Origin of the sequence: Nostoc mirabile CHAB5784, assembly GCF_020829645.1 — a bacterium.
Taxonomy (GTDB): domain Bacteria; phylum Cyanobacteriota; class Cyanobacteriia; order Cyanobacteriales; family Nostocaceae; genus Nostoc; species Nostoc mirabile.
Window position 1 is genome coordinate 1 of sequence record NZ_JAIVFS010000134.1, and the last position, 16626, is coordinate 16626.

Consider the following 16626-nt stretch of genomic DNA (forward strand, 5'->3'; position numbering starts at 1 on the left):
TAAGAGTAGTAACTTCTGCCTTCACGTTTCGGTGTTTCGCGCAGTCTGTAGCAGCTTCCGCCTTAAGAGTAGTAACTTCTGCCTTCACGTTTCGGTGTTTCGCGCAGTCTGTAGCAGCTTCTGCCTTCACGTTTCGGTGTTTCGCGCAGTCTGTAGCAGCTTCTGCCTTCACGTTTCGGTGTTTCGCGCAGTCTGTAGCAGCTTCTGGCTTGAGGATAGCTACGAGTATCAGATGGCTGGAGGTATTCGTAAAAGCGATCGCAGTTTGTCTTTCAGCCCAAATAAATATTTGGACTCATCCCACGGCTACAAAAACATCGCTTGTCTTTCCGACAAGCTCGCGCGATCGCTCGTTTTCATAAAAAGCCGTGCAAAAATCAAAGTCATTAGTACCAATGACTAATGACCAAATAATTACTAATTCGTAATTCGTAATTCGTAATTAAAGGTACAGAGCAACTAACTAACATTTTATGGAGACAAATAAATTTATTCCTTATTTCAGAGCAAGCGACTTCAGTCGTGGGGTAATAATTACGAATTACGAATTATAAATTACGAATTATTTTGACTAAATTTAAGCTGCACAAAAAATCGGGGCAGGTTTTGAACCCGCCCCGATCGCTTCTGATATACTGCGCCCAACGGCCGTTGCTACAGGCTTTAAACTATCAACTAAATGCACCATATCTTCTAAAGAAAGTGCTTGACGGGCATCAGAAACAGATTTTTCTGGTTCTGGGTGACATTCAATAATTAATCCATCAGCACCGCAAGCGATCGCAGCCCTAGCCACAGGTGCTACCAACTCCCGTTTACCAACGGCATGGGAAGGATCTACAATCACAGGCAAGTGAGTTATTTGCTTAAGTGCTGCCACTGCTCCTAAATCCAGGACGTTGCGGGTGTAATCATCGAAGCTGCGGATACCTCTTTCGCACAACACCACATCAGGATTACCGTGGCTGAGAATATATTCAGCAGCCATAACAAATTCTTCAATTGTCGCTGCTAACCCACGTTTGAGCAGTATTGGTTTACCAGCTTGTCCCAAAGCTTTGAGCAAGTCGAAGTTTTGCATATTACGGCTACCAACTTGAAGCATATCAGCGTGGGCAGCAACTACTTCAATTTGGGAAATTGACATAACCTCGGTGACAACTGGCATATTGTAATGCGATCGCACCCTTGCCAAAATTTCCAATCCTGACTCACCCATACCCTGGAAAGCGTAGGGAGATGTGCGGGGTTTGTAGACACCGCCACGCAACCCCTGCACGGATGCAGTAGATAGCTTTTGGGCGACTATCTCCATTTGTTCTAAACTTTCAACAGTGCAGGGGCCGCCGATAATTACCAGTTCTTTGCCCCCGAAAGCGACTTTTTCTGAAATTTTAACGATTGTCTGGTGGTTCGGATGAGATTGTGCGGCAAGTTTGGCGTTAATCATGGTTTCGTTCTCCTAAAAATTGAGTATTGGGCACTATTTGCGGATAATAAAAAAGCCCGAAACCTTTGAAGAGTTCCGGGCGCGTTCTGATTCATTGGCATGACGCTATTTACCCGGAACTTAGTCTGGGCCAAAAGTAAAAGCCATAAAACCAGGTACTGAAATAAGTCATGACAATCAAATTCTCCTTAAAACAACAAAAACCGCAGAGTTCGCTCTGCGGTTCACCGGGCGGTTTCCGTTAGGAAACTCGATTCACTCCCGGTGAACCACCCTAAACCAAAAATATAAGTAGAAATTTGTGTTAAGCATTTGCGGGGCTTTTGCTGGAAAACTGAATAAATATGCCTATTTAAAGTAACATTAACAGGAACACTAGGCGGTGTCAAGACCCCCACAAACCATAAAAAAGCGATAGACTCAGTACAAATGTGGGAGTAAAGACTAATAACGCTTTGCAAAATTCAAAATCATGCCCTGTTCTGATTGTGTAGTGAAGTGCTAGTTGCTTGTTTGCGTAGACAAAGAAAGCTGCTTGTCATTAGATATCACCCTAGTTAATAAGTTTACAAATTATTGTTGTGTCATGACTAATGGGTAGTGTACATGAGCAAAAATCAATGGTGAAAAATCTAAAAATTCCGAATCTGGCGATTCTCTAAAGGAATAGAATACAGCCAAATCAAGGTAATCAGAGAGAACTCTAAACGATAGCTTTTGTCTCTGAGAAGTTTAGAGGATGTTTTAAAAGTCCTCTGGTCAGTAGCAAAACGTTGTTAGATCCCCCTAAATCCCCCGATCAATTGGGGGACTTTGATTCCGGTTCCCCCCTTTTTAAGGGGGGTTAGGGGGGATCAACAAGTGCCTAAAATTACAGCCAGCCACTTTTAAAACATCCTCTTAAAAAGCCAGGATTAAGAAGTTAAAATATATAATTCTCCTGACTTGTCACCTCACCTTGCGAAAGCTTATTGCAGACAATTGACGATCGCCATACATTATTCTTACCCAAGTCCTCATTGACCAGATTAACTTTTTAGGATCATTCAGTTTCATTATGCCCAGTTCCAAAATCTTAGCCCAATCTTTCGACTATTATGGAGTTTACCCCTGCCCAGTCTGTCGGATAGGTAAGATTTCTCACATGCCAATGATGGAAGCTATGGCTTGTGACTTTTGCCAAGAAATTTTTACAGTCAACTTAGAACTACAGCAAATCAAGATGCCTTCTAGGCAACCACCCTTAATTTGGCGTTGGAATGGCTTTAGTTGGACAGAAGGCCAGTTGGAAGGTGTGGAATTAGGTTGGGGTTATGGACTAGCAGCAGCAGTTTTTGTAATTCTTCCCACTACTCTAATTGGCATAGTAGCTTACTATTTTCCTGCTAATCTCAAAGAACCCATTACCTGGACGCCATATATTTGGACGATATTAACTTTTTTATCACATTTATCAATTATTGTTTGGATTGTGATTGAAATTTATCAGATTCCAGTTGCAGCATATTTGAGAGCGATCGCTCGATGGAGAAATGGGGAGATGGGGAGATGAGTGGAGCAGGGGAGCTCTTAGCTGGGAGCAGGGGAGGCAGGGGAGGCAGGGGAGGCAGGGGGAGTGAGAGAGAAAAATTAATAACCAATGCCCAATGCCCAATGCCCCATGCCCAATGCCCCATGCCCAATGCCCAATGATCAATAACAAATGATGCAGCGAATAGATTGCTCCATCACTCATAATTAAGTTGATTGTCCACCAAAATATCGTATGAGCGATCTGGAGCACTACTATAGAGTTTTGGAATTAGAGCCTGGGGCAACACTTGAAGAAGTGAACCAGGCTTACAAAGATTTAGTCTTTGTTTGGCATCCCGATCGCATTCCCAAAGACAATCTCCGTTTACAGCAGAAAGCACAAGATAAGCTCAAAGCCATAAATGAAGCTCGTGAAAAGTTGCGTTCTCTAAAAACCAAACATCAAACCACACATCACTCACCGCCACCGCAACCGGAAAAACCATCTCAAACAACCCAGAAACCACACTCACCGCCACCGCAACCGGAAAAACCATCTCAAACAACCCAGAAACCACCAAAGCAAAACTCAGACTTGAGTGGCAAAGACTACAGTCGGGCAAATTTGAGCAATAAAGATTTATCTGGCAGAAATCTGAGTTATGCCAATTTGAGCGGTGCTAATCTCAGCGATACTTTTATGCACAAAGTCAACCTCAGAGGAGCGAATTTATCTGAAGCAAATTTATTTCGGGCGAACCTACTTTTAGCGGATCTCAGGGAGGCGAATTTACGCGCTGCTAATTTGATTGGAGCGGATCTCAGTGGGGCCGACTTGCGAGGAGCCGACTTAACGGGAGCGCGGATTCGCTCTGGTGAGCGCCTTCTGGTTAAACTAGTTGGTACTAACTTAGCAGGGGCAATTATGCCTGATGGTTCAATTTTTCAATAGCTGAGGCTGCGCTATGACACAGAGTGGATGAATTACTCAAATGAATAAGCATTCAAGCATATTGCTTTCTCAATATACTTGAATGCTTGCCCAAAACACCAAAATGAATACGCAGTTTACTGAAATGAGTAATTACCTAACTAGCAACTAGAGTTCTGCACTTCCTCTAGTTGACAACACCTCCACAATCCTCCGCGTGAGTATAGAAGTTGAGCAAGAGATTTACAACTGCTGCAAAATATCAGCTTGACCAGGATTAGGTCCATCAAATGTGTTCAATGGTGTGCAAACAGCTTTTGCCTGTCCCTGGAATGTTAAAGTAGCACCCCCTTGACTAACAATATTACCATCTAATAAGTTAGATACCGGACTGAGAAAACCTAAGACCTTTTCTAAGCCGCTCACTCCAAAATTCTGAGTTCTAGAGACAGCTTGCCACCTAAATTCATTTGCACCAGTCCTATTCGGTGTTCTAGGGGCAAAGGTGAAGAAAATCGTATTTCCACCCGGCTCTGTAACAGTCAGAGTGTTGACATTATCGAACTCAAAACAGGCTTGCTCCGTATCGCCTGTACTCAGTAAAGTAATTGTGACATCGTAGCTTTTACCAGCTACCCCAGCTACCTGTGCTTTTGCCGACGCAGCAAAAATCATCAGTCCTCCAAACAATAAGCTTAATGTAAAGCTGCTGCGTAATAAAGAAGTATGTAATTTTGAAACACTCATCTTTGATCTCCTAAATTTTTGATTCAAATTACAACTTTTCCTTTAAGGGAGCTATCCCAATTCTTCTCGGTTAAGCCTTTTTTGGCATTATTATATATAAGGATATTTCAAGGGTTTTAGCCTAGTTTTTTCCTTAAATGAGCAGTATTAGGTGCTATCCTACTTATTGAGGGTATGAGTAATTTGATTGTAAAATTAGTTACATATCTAATATTATTATTAGATATATAAATATTATGTACTACCAATATCTACTACCTAGTTTGTGTTTTAATATAACTCTAAAATAATTAACCTAACTATATATCTACTACCTAGTACCGCAAGGCGGAAGTCAAAAATCAAAAATCAAAAGTATTAGGGAATAAGCTCTTTAGGGACTTTAAATGGTTGCTCTATTTACGCCGTGGCGTACTAGTTTGGGTTTTAATATAACTCTAAAATAAGCAAGCTGGGGTTTGCTTGCTGAATCTACTGAAATGAGAAAGCAATTTGTAATTTTAATGATCAGCAGTATCCTTCAAGAAGTCGGAAATGTGACCTAGCTTGATCCATCCTTAGAACCTGCCTGTAAAATTGAATATGATACATCAAGGCTTTTAGGCACTGTGAACTTTTTTATTGGTTGTGCTGTTTGGGCATATAAAGGTTGGGCGGGCGAACTCTATCCCCAAGGCACTCGCACTGCCGATTTTCTGCATCTCTACAGTCGTCGCTTCACCACTGTAGAAGGTAACACCACCTTTTATGCCGTGCCTAACCAAGAAACTGTAACCCGTTGGGCTGCCGAAACACCAGCAGGTTTTGAATTTTGTCTAAAATTACCCCGAGATATTACCCATCAAGGATTGTTGAAACCTTATATTCCGGCTGCATTAAAATTTCTGGAAGGGATGCACCCTTTAAGTAAGCGTCTTGGCCCAATATTTGCCCAGTTACCACCCAGTTATGCACCTGCATTGCTTGACGATTTGACCAACTTTCTGGAAGCTTGGCCGCGTACAGAAGCACCCCTAGCGTTAGAAGTTCGGCATCCCGACTGGTTCAGAGAACCCCATGCGAGTAATTTGACGACACTTTTAGAAAAGCTAGGTGTGGGACGGGTATTGTTAGACTCGCGCCCCATTTATACTGGAGATGATGACCCCCAGTTACAATCGGAACGGCGTAAACCCAAATTACCGTTGCAATTGAGTGTGACAGCACCTTTTACTCTGATTCGGTTTATTTCTCATCCAAATTTATCAGTGAATCAGCCGTTTATGGAAGAGTGGGTAAGGCAGATTCAGCACTGGTTGCAAATGGGAGTGCGAATTTATTTCTTTGTCCATTGTCCAATAGAAGCGCGATCGCCCAGCACAGCTCGTCACTTCCAACAGCTATTAGAACAGAGTCATACACCAGTTCCACCCCTACCTTGGAATAACCTTGAGCATCCCCCCAATCAACTCAGTTTATGGTCTTGAAAGGCAGGACGCAAGGAGTAGGGGGAGTAGGCCCACAGAATGAAATTTCTAATTTTTTAACTTTTACAAAATATCTAATGTTTAGTAATTAAAAAAGAGCGATAATTAGTGTTACGATACTTTTTTGTTAAAGCTTGATATTCCTTTTTGCTTGACAAAAGAGGAAATAATCCTCTTTGTGAAATGGCGATGAGGGTTTAGGTGATAGATGAATATATTTAACAGAAAAGTATTGATTTTTAATGTAAATGTGATTTAAGGGAATTTTTTTAGAGCAGTTACAGCAAAGGAGGTTGAAATGAGTCGTCTTCTTTATGAAAATTCAGTCTCTTACAAAGGATATCTCATCATTCCATTTGTTTTTGGGAAGCTTGATAATTACGAGATTTATTCGTATAAATTGCTATCGGAGGTTGGACGCACAAGCCAATTTCATAAAGCAGAAAATCCAGCAAAAATCTATGGAAGTAGCGTTAGTAATATCATTGATATTGCTAAAGAACATATTGATAAAAATTTAGAGTTTGTTAGTCACAGAGATAGTTTTAAGTCGCGCTACATTTACCGAAACAATTTGATAATCATTTTCCAAGAAGGAGACAAATATTTTTATGACCATTATCCACCAGAGTTATTGAATAATATTGCAGCTCCCAAATTATTCAAATCCGAATATGAATGTCTGAGTTGGATTAAGCAAGGGCTTAATGGGCAACATCTGCGGCAAAGAGCTTTTTGAAGAAGTTAGTAGGCAGAAGTTAGGAGTAAAACAAGCTTAATATCTGGTTTTAAGAACTAACTTCTGTACCTAACTAAGTTAAAATATGCTATGGATTTTCCATTTGTGCCAGAAGCAGCACGAGCCGAAGTTATTCGCCCCACGCGTTGGCAATTAAGTATTTATGCTGCTGCGATCGCCATCTCAATCGAGTCTCAATTGCAGTTGGTTAACCTTGGTTATTGCTCTATTGAACTGGGATATTGTAGCTAAATTCCGACAGTTGGTAGTATGAGCGATCGGGGGGCATTGAATATTGCTTTTTGCCACTCCCCCTGCTCCCTCATCCCCCATTCCCTACTCCCCATTCCCTACTCCCTATTCCCTTTGATTTTTATTTGCTCTAGACTCAACCTTAATTACCACTTGAAGAATGATTAAGAAAAACGAGTATAGACAAATATGATAAAAATGCTAGCTGAAAACTTGATTGGAATTGAAGCAAGATTACAAATTAATTGGGTTTGGCTAAATGCCAGCTTACAGTTTGCTAGTTGGGCACTCTTCTCACTTTTACTCGCTGAGGTCTTGAGAGACAGCTACCATGCTTTGTGTCACCAAGTCAATTGGCTTGCTAAATGGCACAACAAGCACCACATGGCTTATCGCCGCGATTTATCGATAGTTTCTCTAAAAGTTTACCAAGAATCCCAACTCTATCACGACATTTTAGAGTCGAGTCTACTGCTGGTGGTATTGGTAGTCATTGCCTTAATTGTCCAGCAAATGGGGTTATGGCTGGGAGTAGCTTATGGTTGCACCTTCTTGTATGGCGCGTCTGTGCGATATTTCCAGGGAAAAATTGATACAGACTACAACCACCTACCCGGCCCTTTAGAGACAATACCATCCATTTGGTGGGTGAATCGGTCTTACCATTGGCGGCATCATTTTGATGATGTCAACGCTTACTACAGTGGTGTCTTTCCTCTAGTGGATAAAATTCTTGGTACAGGACTGTCTTTCAAGGGTAAAACCATCGCTTTAACCGGAGCATCGGGAGCGTTGGGACAAGCATTAGCGGCTGAACTTGTCAAGAATAATGCTAAAGTTGTGGCATTAACCACTAATCCAGAAAAATTAGTAGAGCAAGTTGGGGTGAAGGTGGTTCCCTGGCAGTTGGGCAATGAAGCCAATTTGAGAGATAGTTTAGAGAAAGTAGATATTTTAATTATCAACCACGGAATCAATGTCTACGCCAGCCGCACATCGGAGGCTATCAACTCTTCTTATGAAGTGAATACCTTTTCAGCATTGCGGTTGATGGATATATTTTTGACAACTGTAACAGGGCCACAAGCAAAAGCAACCAAGGAAATCTGGGTAAACACTTCTGAGGCTGAGGTTTCTCCAGCACTGAGTCCGCTTTATGAACTCAGCAAAAGAGCGCTAGGAGATATTGTTACCCTCAAACGTTTGGACGGGGATTGTGTAATTCGCAAGCTAATTCTTGGCCCGTTTAAGAGTCAACTTAATCCTTATGGAGTAATGTCTGCACAGCAAGTTGCTCGTGCGATCTTATTTTTGGCGCGGCGCGACTTCCGAAATATTATTGTGGCAATAAATCCTCTCACCTATCTGCTATTTCCCTTAAAGGAAACTAGTACATGGCTATACTATCGAGTCTTCACCCGAACAGCGAAAATTGAACAGGACTTACGCAAACAATAGCCCAAAAGAATGATTTTCAGGTAGGGGCAATTCATGAATTGCTCCTATAGCGTGTAGTTTTGCGACGCCGAATAGCCCGCCGCAGGCATCGCTCCGACTAAGTGCTGATTATTTAATGTTGAAAAAAGCATACTCTTATGGACTTTTAAAATGTAAAGGCTATTCTATTCTGTTTCATTTACCCTCAAAACTATTTAAAATCTCTTCAGGTAAGGGACTATCAAAATCATCTGGAACAATGAACTCCCCAGCACATAAGCCATAAGGTCTAATTTGTTGAGAAATGGGTGAAACTGGTTTAATTTCTGCAATAGGTTTACCTGCTTGCATGATAATAATACTTTCTCTTGCTGCTACTTGTTGAAGATAGCTAGTTAGATTTTGCTGGATTTCATCAATTGTTACGGTTAACATGATATGTGTATGTAGGAAAATATACATTTATCATAAATAAATAATAAGCTATACTAACAACTAAGGAATTATTATAAAAATTATGACTAAACAAACAAATGCTCCTCCTACTGTTGATTATGCACCCCTGGAATTACAAGGTGAATTAATTGCTATGCAAGAATTAACGATTGAGGAATTATTAACTGTTGGTCAAAGTCAAATTCCAGAAAGTCAACAAGAACTGCATTTACAACTTTTAGAAAAAAATCAAAATCATCAGTTAAGTGAATCAGATAGATTATTGTTGCGATCGCTCCGAGTAAGTGCTGATTATTTAATGCTAAAAAAAGCATACTCTTATACACTTTTAAAATGGAAAGGCTATTCTATTCCAGATTTTGAGTAATTAGTAAAGTAATAGCAGTGTCATCTATCCCTAAATCTATTCGTCAACAAGTTATTAATGAGGCTGGATATAGATGTGAATACTGCCGCACATCTAGCCGTTTAATAGGTATGCCTTTAGTTATGGATCATATTTTGCCTAGTTCATTAGGGGGAAGTGATGAACGAGAAAATTTATCTGCTTGTTGTTATCGCTGTAATGAATTTAAAGGAGCAAAAATAACTGCTAATGATCCTGTAATTAATGAATCTGTATCTTTATTTAATCCTCGTCTAGAAAGATGGTTAGATCATTTTCAGTGGGCAAATGGTGGTACTCATATTATTGGGATAACTGCTAGTGGAAGGGCAACGGTTTTAGCTTTAAGATTAAACAATGAAGATATTGTACAAGCTAGGGCAATTTGGATTAGTTTAAATTGGCATCCTCCTAATGATTAATGATGGAGATATTTTTGGTTTTATTTCGCGCAAAGGAAGAACGCGAAAATATAGTAATATTTTAAATTAGTTATAAATTGTCAAAGTCCAGTTCTTCAATTCCTGTAAAATCCTGAATTAAAGTAAAAAGTTCTTCTGTTTGCTGAAGCATTGGAGAATTAGTTTTTTTATCATATCTCTAAGCTTTTGAATTTGCTCAAACAAACTTCGGTCACTATACCATTGCCATTTTTTTTCACCCTCAATTAGCTCCTGTATACGGTTAAGTGCAACCTCAGCTAGTTTGAGAGCTTGAGTATGTTCTATTACTACAGGACGTTTCCTAGCTTTACGATTACGGATACGCTTTTGCTTGCCTTGAATCTGCTGTTTTAATACTTGAATTACTTCTTCTGCTTGTTCTTTTTTCTGTGCATTAATTTTATGTGTTTTCTGCCTTTTAAGTTCAAACATATCAGGATATTTTTCCAGATATGCTGCAACAGCTTGATCTTGATATTGCTTTAAGTTATTTTCTATGTTAAAACTATTAGTAAATAACTCAACTAATAATTGTACAGTTTGTCTATTTTGACTAGCCCATATATACAGTGGCGTAGTTTGTGTATACTTACGCATAACCTCTGAGAGATTTTCTTGCCGACTTTTATAGTAGGCTTTGTTCTTTTCTCTATCTTCTTGCGAATGTTGACTTGCTTTTTTTAGAAAATTTTCTTCCATTTGATAATACTTGCTTCTAAGATTTTCTATCCTTTCTTGAGCATAAGTGCCTAAAATACCTGTTTCTAGAGCTTTTTCAACTCCTTGAAAACTACTTTTAACCTGAATAGGAAAATAGGAATCATTCCATTAAATAATTACATCCCATCGCAAACCAACGTCTGCAATACTGTTAGCTGGAGTTTTAGAAGCAGTCACCCCAGGAAGTACATTGAGGGCAAAACAAATAACATCAACTGTGTGTTGTCCATGTTTATGCGCCGTGCTTGCTTCTACATACCCTCCAAGAAATTCTTCACACACAGTCCCAATAAATTCGGGAGATTGAGAATAGCATCTACCTCTAACACCATATAAATTTCGCTCAATCTTACCTGAAAGCAAGAAACGATTATCATCATCTTGATATAATTCTAGAGAGCCAGCACTTTTTGAAAGTTCTATAAGAGTGGGAATAAGTAATTCACTTTGTAATTGAGATTCTTTTATCTTCTGTTTTTGCAAGAAAATAAAACCTGCTTCTAGCATAAACTTTTGCTAGTCTTTTGTAAGTGACTGCCACCATTGATTAGTAACAATTCCATCATCTATCCCGTTTTGCAACTCTACAATTACATCTGCTGGGATACAAATTTCTAAGTTATTTTGCATAAATAAGATAATTCTCTATTATTAATTAGATAGACATTCAAAATTTGACAAATTAACCGTAAAAATTAGTTAATTGAGCATCTGTATAGGATCTAATAATAGTATAATGACAGATTACTTATTTGTGCGAAACGCAAAAAAAGAGGATAAGCCAAAAGCCTATCTCCAAAAAATCAACTATACTTTCCACAGCCATAATTTAACGTTTTTGCCATTCTGACTAATCTTCAACTTCAGTCGGGATAGAATACAAAAAATTTAAACAGATGCAAAACCCGTAAACTGCCGGACATAAGGCGATCTAAAACCTAAAACAATATCTGTTGTCGGCACACCTAATTCTACTAATTGATTAGCTATTCCTTCTTCAGTAAAATCGCGCTGAATCCAAATTTTTTCATCTTTAATACTAATATGAATTGGGCATCCATACACTCTTTCTTCATCATGCCATCCCACATATACTAATAAGTAGCGATCGCGTTCTGTATCAAAGACAATTTCGGTATTTTCTAAATCTTTCTGGGGTTGCTCATTTGCATATTTATAGATGATTTTTTTCACTAATTCCCGATAATCTAATTTTTCCATAATACTATCTCCTGTTTCTGAACATGAAAAACAAATAGTTTTATTTCATACCGTTCTAATACACTTTGAATAAAAGAATCTATAAAAAACTCTTGGTAGATATCTTGAGATATTGCTAAATATAATACTCGTTCAGAGTCCTTTTGTTCTAATGCCACCCTGTAGTTCAAAAATTGACCAACAGCTGTATGAAACTCTGAGATTGCTGACACACCAATAAAACTTTTTACCTCTACTGCTATTTTTTGCTCATCTTTTTCAGCCGAAATTAACTTTTGCGCTCCTAAGTCTATTTTAATTCTAATTTGTTCAGAGAGTTTAAAAAACAAGGGATCATGTGTAATTTTCCAGCCATCTTTTTCTAAGGCTACTTTCACAATATTATGAAAAATATCTTTTGCTGACATGATATGCAAAAAATTTAAACAGATGCAAAACCAGTAAACTGCCGGACATGAGGTGATCTAAAACCTAAAACAATATCCGTTTTCGGTACTCCTAACTCTACTAATTCATTAGCAACTCCTTCCTCAGTCAAATCTCTTTGAATCCAAATTTTTCCATTCTTAATATCAACATGAATCACTGAACCATAAGTCCGTTTTTCACCTTCCCAACCTAGATGAACTACTAAATAGCTATTTCGTTCACAATCAAAAATTAACTTTTTTTCTGTTTCTTCAGATAAATGATTTTCTGTATGTCTTCCTAATACAGTTTTTACTAATTCAGGATAATTCATTCCTTCCATAAAACAATCTCCTGTTTAAGACTTTCAAATATCAGTAATTTTAATTTATGTTCAGCAATTATTTCTTGAATCAACGGTATCAGAAAAAAATCTGTATATATTTCATAACTAATTGCTAGATATAAAATACGTTCATATTGTTGTTTTCTTAAAATAGAACGGTAATTAAGTGTTTGTCCTAAAGCTGTATGAAATTCACTTATCGTTGATTTACCCAAAAAAGATTTTATTTCAACTGCTATTTTTTGTTCTTCTTTTTCTGCTGCTAAAAGTCTTTCTGCACCTAAATCAATCCGAAATTCAAGACCATCTACTGTAAACGATAAAGGATCATCAGTAATTAACCAATTATCTTTTTCTAAAGCTAAACGAACTGCATTGTGAAAGAAATCCTTCGCTGACATAGAAAGTTAAAATAATATTTTATATCTTATCATATCCTCTCTCTGCGTCTCTGCGTGAGAAACAAAAAAAAGGGATAAGCAAAATGCCTATCCCTCAAAAAATCAACTAATCAATGTATCAAGTTCCACTTGTCCAAGAATTGATGTACTCAATTTGATCTGCTGTTAGGCTATCAATCGTGATACCAATAGCCTGCAACTTCAATCGAGCAATTTCTTGATCGACTTCAACAGGAATTGAGTGCAAACCAGGTTGCAACTTACCTTTATTCTTCACCAGGAATTCACAAGCCAAAGCTTGGTTTGCAAAACTCATATCCATAACTGCGCTAGGGTGTCCTTCAGCCGCAGCTAGGTTAATCAAGCGTCCTTGTCCGAGAACGACAACTGATTTACCATTTTTCAATTTATACTCTTCGGTGAAAGGACGAACTTCCTTGATTTCCTTAGCTTGTGCAGCCAAGTATTTCAAATCAAGTTCCAAGTCAAAGTGGCCAGAGTTACAAACGATCGCACCATCTTTCATGACATCGAAGTGTTCACCGCGAACGACGTGCTTGTTACCAGTCACAGTGATAAAGATATCACCTTGGGGTGCAGCTTCAGCCATTGGCAGAACGCGGAAGCCATCCATTACGGCTTCAATTGCCTTGATGGGGTCGATTTCGGTGACGATGACGTTAGCACCCATCCCACGGGCGCGGAGGGCTGTACCTTTACCACACCAGCCATAACCGACGACGACAATGTTTTTACCAGCCAACAAAATATTTGTGGCGCGGATAATGCCATCTAGGGTTGATTGCCCAGTACCATAGCGATTATCAAAGAAATGCTTGGTGTCAGCGTCGTTGACGTTGACTGCGGGGAAGGTGAGAACGCCTTCTCTAAACATGGCGCGTAATCGCACAATGCCGGTGGTGGTTTCTTCGGTGCTACCAATCAAATCAGCGATTTGGTGTTGGCGTTCTTGTACCAAAGTCGCAACCACATCGCTACCGTCATCAACAATGATGTTGGGGCGATGATCTAAAGCTATTTGGACGTGGCGGTTATAAGTTTCGTTATCTTCGCCTTTTTGAGCAAAGACGGGAATTTCATGATCGAGGACGAGGCTAGCGGCTACGTCATCTTGTGTTGATAAGGGATTGCTAGCAATTAAAAGCGCATCTGCACCACCGGCTTTCAGAGCGATCGCCAAGTGTGCTGTTTCTGTTGTAATGTGGGCGCAAGCTACAAGGCGTAAACCAGCGAAGGGTTTCTCGATAGCAAAGCGATCGCGGATTTGCCGCAAAACTGGCATTTCGCGTCCAGCCCATTCAATGCGCTGTCTACCCAAGGCAGCTAGGCCGAGGTCTTTAACCTCGTGCTTTAATCGGGGAGAAGTTGCGGTCATCAAAAGTTACCTCAAAAAATTAAAAAAAGCTACGTAAAATTTACGCACTCTACTAGGTTATTCTACTACTGCTGATTTTTGCTTGTATGAAAGCAAATCAATAGTTAATAGTCCTCAAAACTAGCTTGACGTTTGATCAGCATAATGTCAACTTCCTCCCCAGGTTCTTCCTTTTTGTTTTATCTTTGGTAAAAGTCAGACTCTTCTAACCCTTAGTTGCTGATTTTCACTATATTGTCATCTGCCTATAGATAGAAGACAACCAAAAAAACATCAGAATTTCATCATCTCAAAAGAAAACCTCAACTTTAGATAGGTACATCTACCCAAAGTAATTACGCAGGATAGTTGAAGTAGTGATTAATAGATTTTACTCAAGGAGGTGTTTGAGTGCGTTTTCAATTTTTGGCGATCGCTAGTTCAATGGCCATAGCTGTTGTATCTGTGCCAAAAGCCACAGCCCAGATTCCTTTGTTACCGCAACTGCAAGCTCCCAGTAGTGTGAGTAATGATTCAAATAATAGACTTGTTACAGGCTGGATTTATTTAGATGGTCGTCGGTTATTTCAGATAGCGGCATCAAGAAGCAACTTTCCTGAGCGTTCAGAAGACATCCAAAAGAAGTTGGAGAAAATTGCCCAAAATTACTTTCAGTCACCAGCAAAGACAGCAGTCAAGGTAGAAGTTCGCAAAGTAAACGAATTACCAGTGATTTATGTCAACGGTCAATATTTGATGACCATCACTTCTGAGGATGCTGGATTGCGAGAGGTAGATATGTCAACATCGGCAAATCAAATCGCCGAATCGTTACAAGAAGACTTGCAACAAGCAAAGCAAGAAAGACAAACTCAATTTTTAATCGACCAAGGTAAAATTGCTGCGGGCATCGGACTGACAATGATGGTGATCAGTTGGGGTGTATATAGCTGGCAAAAGCGTTCCAAAAACGATTTAGTATACCCCCTTGCCTCCCAACCCCCCGAAGGGTCTCTAAATCCAATTTCACCAGTAGCGGCTCAACCAATTACAACCCAACTGAATCAACAGCAACATCGACATATCCAAGAAGTCAAAAGAAGGTTGTTTCAGCTAACTCAAGCAGGAATTTGGGGAAGTGGAAGTTTCTTTATTTTGGGTCTATTTCCCTACACACGACCATTCCAGGTAGTAATTCTCACAGCTGCCCAATTTCCTTTGCGATTAGGTGTTGTGTTCCTGGGGACTTACGTAGCAATCCGTCTCATCTACGCCCTCATTGACCGCTTTACCACCACTCTGATTAGCAGTGGTGCTTTATTGACTCCAGAAAGTTCTGAACGGCTGCAACTGCGAGTTTCTACATTTTCCGGCGTGACTAAAAGCATCGCTACTGGTATCTGCGTAGGTGTAGGCTTCTTGCTAGCGCTGGTGTCATTGGGGATAGATATCGTTCCCTTGCTAGCGGGTGCGAGTTTAGTTGGTGTTGCGGTGTCTCTGGCTTCGCAAAACCTAATTAAAGATGCGATTAATGGTTTCTTGATCATTTTAGAAGACCAGTACGCTTTAGGCGATGTGATTACTGTAGGAAACGTGGGAGGCTTAGTAGAAAATCTGAATCTGCGGATGACCCAAGTGCGGGATTCCGAAGGGCGCTTGATTACGATTCCTAATGGTGAAATTAAAGTTGTTGCCAATCTTTCTAGCCGTTGGTCACGAGCCGATTTAACGATCCCCATCGCCTACCAAGCCGATATTGAAAAGGCTTTGAAGTTGATTGAAAGTATTGGCTTTGAGATGGATAAAGATCCGCAATGGGAGCGTCAAATTCTGGAAACACCGCAAGTTTTGGGAATAGATCAATTTGGCGATCGCGGTTTGATTATTCGCGTCTGGATTAAAACACAGCCCCTCAAACAATGGGATGTAGCACGAGAGTTTCGCCGCCGCCTGAAAGTTGCCCTAGACCAAGCTGGAATTTCCATTTCTGTGCCTCAACAAGCAATTTGGGTCAATGATGAGCAATCGTTAAATTTTCAGGGTAATGGCAAAGCTAATTAGAAATTTGGATTTGTTAATCTGGCACTTATAAATGTAGGGTGGGTTACGGCTTGCCGTGATCCACCCTACAAGATTACAAATGACTTTCAAAAAAGTACTACTGAACATAGCATCAACATTTTGAATGCCTTATTTAGTTCTGCATTTACTAAACTGGAGTTTAGACTAAAAGCGATATGAGAGAACGCAAATCAAATGGAATTAGAGATTAAAAATATTATCTTGTCAGCCTCAAAGCATCCGCGACCTTTAACAATTCTGTAGTATATCTGCTCC

20 protein-coding genes are annotated in these 16626 nt (G+C 39.7%); 10 read left to right on the forward strand and 10 right to left on the reverse strand.

The features are described from left to right. Positions 1-178: 178 nt before the first annotated feature. The gene (locus LC653_RS39440) at positions 179-403 is read left to right on the forward strand and encodes a hypothetical protein (RefSeq protein ID WP_229500772.1); all 225 of its coding nucleotides are present in this window, start codon (positions 179-181) and stop codon (positions 401-403) included. A gap of 174 nt (positions 404-577) precedes the next feature. Here LC653_RS39440 and aroF read toward each other — a convergent pair whose 3' ends face one another. Continuing rightward, complete coding sequence (aroF, locus tag LC653_RS39445) at positions 578-1450, reverse strand: 3-deoxy-7-phosphoheptulonate synthase (RefSeq protein WP_229500773.1); 873 nt, start codon at positions 1448-1450, stop codon at positions 578-580. 1057 nt (positions 1451-2507) lie between these two features. On the opposite strand from aroF, the gene LC653_RS39450 reads away from it, so the two are divergent. After that, on the forward strand, positions 2508-3002 hold the full coding sequence (locus tag LC653_RS39450) for a hypothetical protein (RefSeq protein WP_229486730.1): 495 nt from the start codon (positions 2508-2510) through the stop codon (positions 3000-3002). A gap of 213 nt (positions 3003-3215) precedes the next feature. Beyond that, positions 3216-3914 (forward strand): pentapeptide repeat-containing protein, encoded by a 699-nt coding sequence (locus LC653_RS39455; RefSeq protein WP_229500774.1) that lies wholly within the window; start codon positions 3216-3218, stop codon positions 3912-3914. 222 nt (positions 3915-4136) lie between these two features. Here the strand turns inward: LC653_RS39455 and LC653_RS39460 are convergent, their stop codons facing one another. Further along, on the reverse strand, positions 4137-4640 hold the full coding sequence (locus LC653_RS39460; RefSeq protein WP_229500775.1) for a hypothetical protein: 504 nt from the start codon (positions 4638-4640) through the stop codon (positions 4137-4139). Positions 4641-5248: 608 nt separating this feature from the next. Here LC653_RS39460 and LC653_RS39465 point away from each other — a divergent pair. The 4 genes from LC653_RS39465 to LC653_RS39480 all read left to right on the forward strand — a co-directional run bounded on the left by LC653_RS39465 (position 5249) and on the right by LC653_RS39480 (position 8555). Beyond that, entirely contained in the window at positions 5249-6106 is an 858-nt protein-coding gene (locus tag LC653_RS39465; RefSeq protein WP_229500776.1) for a DUF72 domain-containing protein, read from the forward strand. 298 nt (positions 6107-6404) lie between these two features. Further along, positions 6405-6845 carry a hypothetical protein gene (locus tag LC653_RS39470; RefSeq protein ID WP_229500777.1) on the forward strand — a complete coding sequence of 147 codons (441 nt, stop codon included), beginning with the start codon at positions 6405-6407 and terminating at the stop codon, positions 6843-6845. A gap of 90 nt (positions 6846-6935) precedes the next feature. Then, entirely contained in the window at positions 6936-7097 is a 162-nt protein-coding gene (locus tag LC653_RS39475; RefSeq protein ID WP_229500778.1) for a hypothetical protein, read from the forward strand. A gap of 189 nt (positions 7098-7286) precedes the next feature. After that, complete coding sequence (locus tag LC653_RS39480) at positions 7287-8555, forward strand: bifunctional sterol desaturase/short chain dehydrogenase (protein ID WP_229500779.1); 1269 nt, start codon at positions 7287-7289, stop codon at positions 8553-8555. Between the two features lie 174 nt (positions 8556-8729). Here LC653_RS39480 and LC653_RS39485 read toward each other — a convergent pair whose 3' ends face one another. After that, positions 8730-8969 carry a type II toxin-antitoxin system Phd/YefM family antitoxin gene (locus LC653_RS39485; protein ID WP_229500780.1) on the reverse strand — a complete coding sequence of 80 codons (240 nt, stop codon included), beginning with the start codon at positions 8967-8969 and terminating at the stop codon, positions 8730-8732. A gap of 82 nt (positions 8970-9051) precedes the next feature. On the opposite strand from LC653_RS39485, the gene LC653_RS39490 reads away from it, so the two are divergent. Both LC653_RS39490 and LC653_RS39495 read left to right on the forward strand, forming a co-directional pair. Then, on the forward strand, positions 9052-9357 hold the full coding sequence (locus LC653_RS39490) for a hypothetical protein (protein WP_229500781.1): 306 nt from the start codon (positions 9052-9054) through the stop codon (positions 9355-9357). 17 nt (positions 9358-9374) lie between these two features. Further along, positions 9375-9797 carry an HNH endonuclease gene (locus LC653_RS39495; protein ID WP_229500782.1) on the forward strand — a complete coding sequence of 141 codons (423 nt, stop codon included), beginning with the start codon at positions 9375-9377 and terminating at the stop codon, positions 9795-9797. Positions 9798-9914: 117 nt separating this feature from the next. Here the strand turns inward: LC653_RS39495 and LC653_RS39500 are convergent, their stop codons facing one another. From LC653_RS39500 to ahcY, 7 genes are all read right to left on the reverse strand, one after another. Next, entirely contained in the window at positions 9915-10517 is a 603-nt protein-coding gene (locus tag LC653_RS39500) for a hypothetical protein (protein ID WP_229500783.1), read from the reverse strand. 129 nt (positions 10518-10646) lie between these two features. Further along, complete coding sequence (locus LC653_RS39505) at positions 10647-11045, reverse strand: hypothetical protein (protein ID WP_229500784.1); 399 nt, start codon at positions 11043-11045, stop codon at positions 10647-10649. Between the two features lie 381 nt (positions 11046-11426). Then, on the reverse strand, positions 11427-11759 hold the full coding sequence (locus tag LC653_RS39510; protein WP_229500785.1) for a XisI protein: 333 nt from the start codon (positions 11757-11759) through the stop codon (positions 11427-11429). Then, entirely contained in the window at positions 11747-12166 is a 420-nt protein-coding gene (locus LC653_RS39515; RefSeq protein ID WP_229500786.1) for a XisH family protein, read from the reverse strand. Before LC653_RS39515 ends, LC653_RS39510 begins: the two co-directional genes overlap by 13 nt. A 14-nt stretch (positions 12167-12180) precedes the next feature. Then, positions 12181-12510: a XisI protein gene (locus tag LC653_RS39520; RefSeq protein WP_229500787.1), complete on the reverse strand. Its 330-nt coding sequence runs from the start codon at positions 12508-12510 to the stop codon at positions 12181-12183. Continuing rightward, positions 12498-12914, reverse strand: coding sequence for a XisH family protein (locus LC653_RS39525; RefSeq protein ID WP_229500788.1), 417 nt, complete (start codon positions 12912-12914; stop codon positions 12498-12500). Before LC653_RS39525 ends, LC653_RS39520 begins: the two co-directional genes overlap by 13 nt. A gap of 118 nt (positions 12915-13032) precedes the next feature. After that, positions 13033-14310, reverse strand: a complete 1278-nt coding sequence (ahcY, locus tag LC653_RS39530) for an adenosylhomocysteinase (protein ID WP_229500789.1) — start codon at positions 14308-14310, stop codon at positions 13033-13035. A gap of 390 nt (positions 14311-14700) precedes the next feature. On the opposite strand from ahcY, the gene LC653_RS39535 reads away from it, so the two are divergent. Beyond that, on the forward strand, positions 14701-16350 hold the full coding sequence (locus LC653_RS39535; protein WP_229500790.1) for a mechanosensitive ion channel family protein: 1650 nt from the start codon (positions 14701-14703) through the stop codon (positions 16348-16350). Positions 16351-16626 lie beyond the last annotated feature (276 nt).

What these genes read in the sequence shown, in the direction of transcription:
- aroF (WP_229500773.1), bottom strand. Translation starts at nt 1,450, where the DNA reads ATGATTAACGCCAAACTTGCCGCACAATCTCATCCGAACCACCAGACA.
- LC653_RS39450 (WP_229486730.1), top strand. Translation starts at nt 2,508, where the DNA reads ATGCCCAGTTCCAAAATCTTAGCCCAATCTTTCGACTATTATGGAGTT.
- LC653_RS39455 (WP_229500774.1), top strand. Translation starts at nt 3,216, where the DNA reads ATGAGCGATCTGGAGCACTACTATAGAGTTTTGGAATTAGAGCCTGGG.
- LC653_RS39460 (WP_229500775.1), bottom strand. Translation starts at nt 4,640, where the DNA reads ATGAGTGTTTCAAAATTACATACTTCTTTATTACGCAGCAGCTTTACA.
- LC653_RS39470 (WP_229500777.1), top strand. Translation starts at nt 6,405, where the DNA reads ATGAGTCGTCTTCTTTATGAAAATTCAGTCTCTTACAAAGGATATCTC.
- LC653_RS39475 (WP_229500778.1), top strand. Translation starts at nt 6,936, where the DNA reads ATGGATTTTCCATTTGTGCCAGAAGCAGCACGAGCCGAAGTTATTCGC.
- LC653_RS39480 (WP_229500779.1), top strand. Translation starts at nt 7,287, where the DNA reads ATGATAAAAATGCTAGCTGAAAACTTGATTGGAATTGAAGCAAGATTA.
- LC653_RS39485 (WP_229500780.1), bottom strand. Translation starts at nt 8,969, where the DNA reads ATGTTAACCGTAACAATTGATGAAATCCAGCAAAATCTAACTAGCTAT.
- LC653_RS39490 (WP_229500781.1), top strand. Translation starts at nt 9,052, where the DNA reads ATGACTAAACAAACAAATGCTCCTCCTACTGTTGATTATGCACCCCTG.
- LC653_RS39500 (WP_229500783.1), bottom strand. Translation starts at nt 10,517, where the DNA reads ATGGAAGAAAATTTTCTAAAAAAAGCAAGTCAACATTCGCAAGAAGAT.
- LC653_RS39505 (WP_229500784.1), bottom strand. Translation starts at nt 11,045, where the DNA reads ATGCTAGAAGCAGGTTTTATTTTCTTGCAAAAACAGAAGATAAAAGAA.
- LC653_RS39510 (WP_229500785.1), bottom strand. Translation starts at nt 11,759, where the DNA reads ATGGAAAAATTAGATTATCGGGAATTAGTGAAAAAAATCATCTATAAA.
- LC653_RS39515 (WP_229500786.1), bottom strand. Translation starts at nt 12,166, where the DNA reads ATGTCAGCAAAAGATATTTTTCATAATATTGTGAAAGTAGCCTTAGAA.
- LC653_RS39520 (WP_229500787.1), bottom strand. Translation starts at nt 12,510, where the DNA reads ATGGAAGGAATGAATTATCCTGAATTAGTAAAAACTGTATTAGGAAGA.
- LC653_RS39525 (WP_229500788.1), bottom strand. Translation starts at nt 12,914, where the DNA reads ATGTCAGCGAAGGATTTCTTTCACAATGCAGTTCGTTTAGCTTTAGAA.
- ahcY (WP_229500789.1), bottom strand. Translation starts at nt 14,310, where the DNA reads ATGACCGCAACTTCTCCCCGATTAAAGCACGAGGTTAAAGACCTCGGC.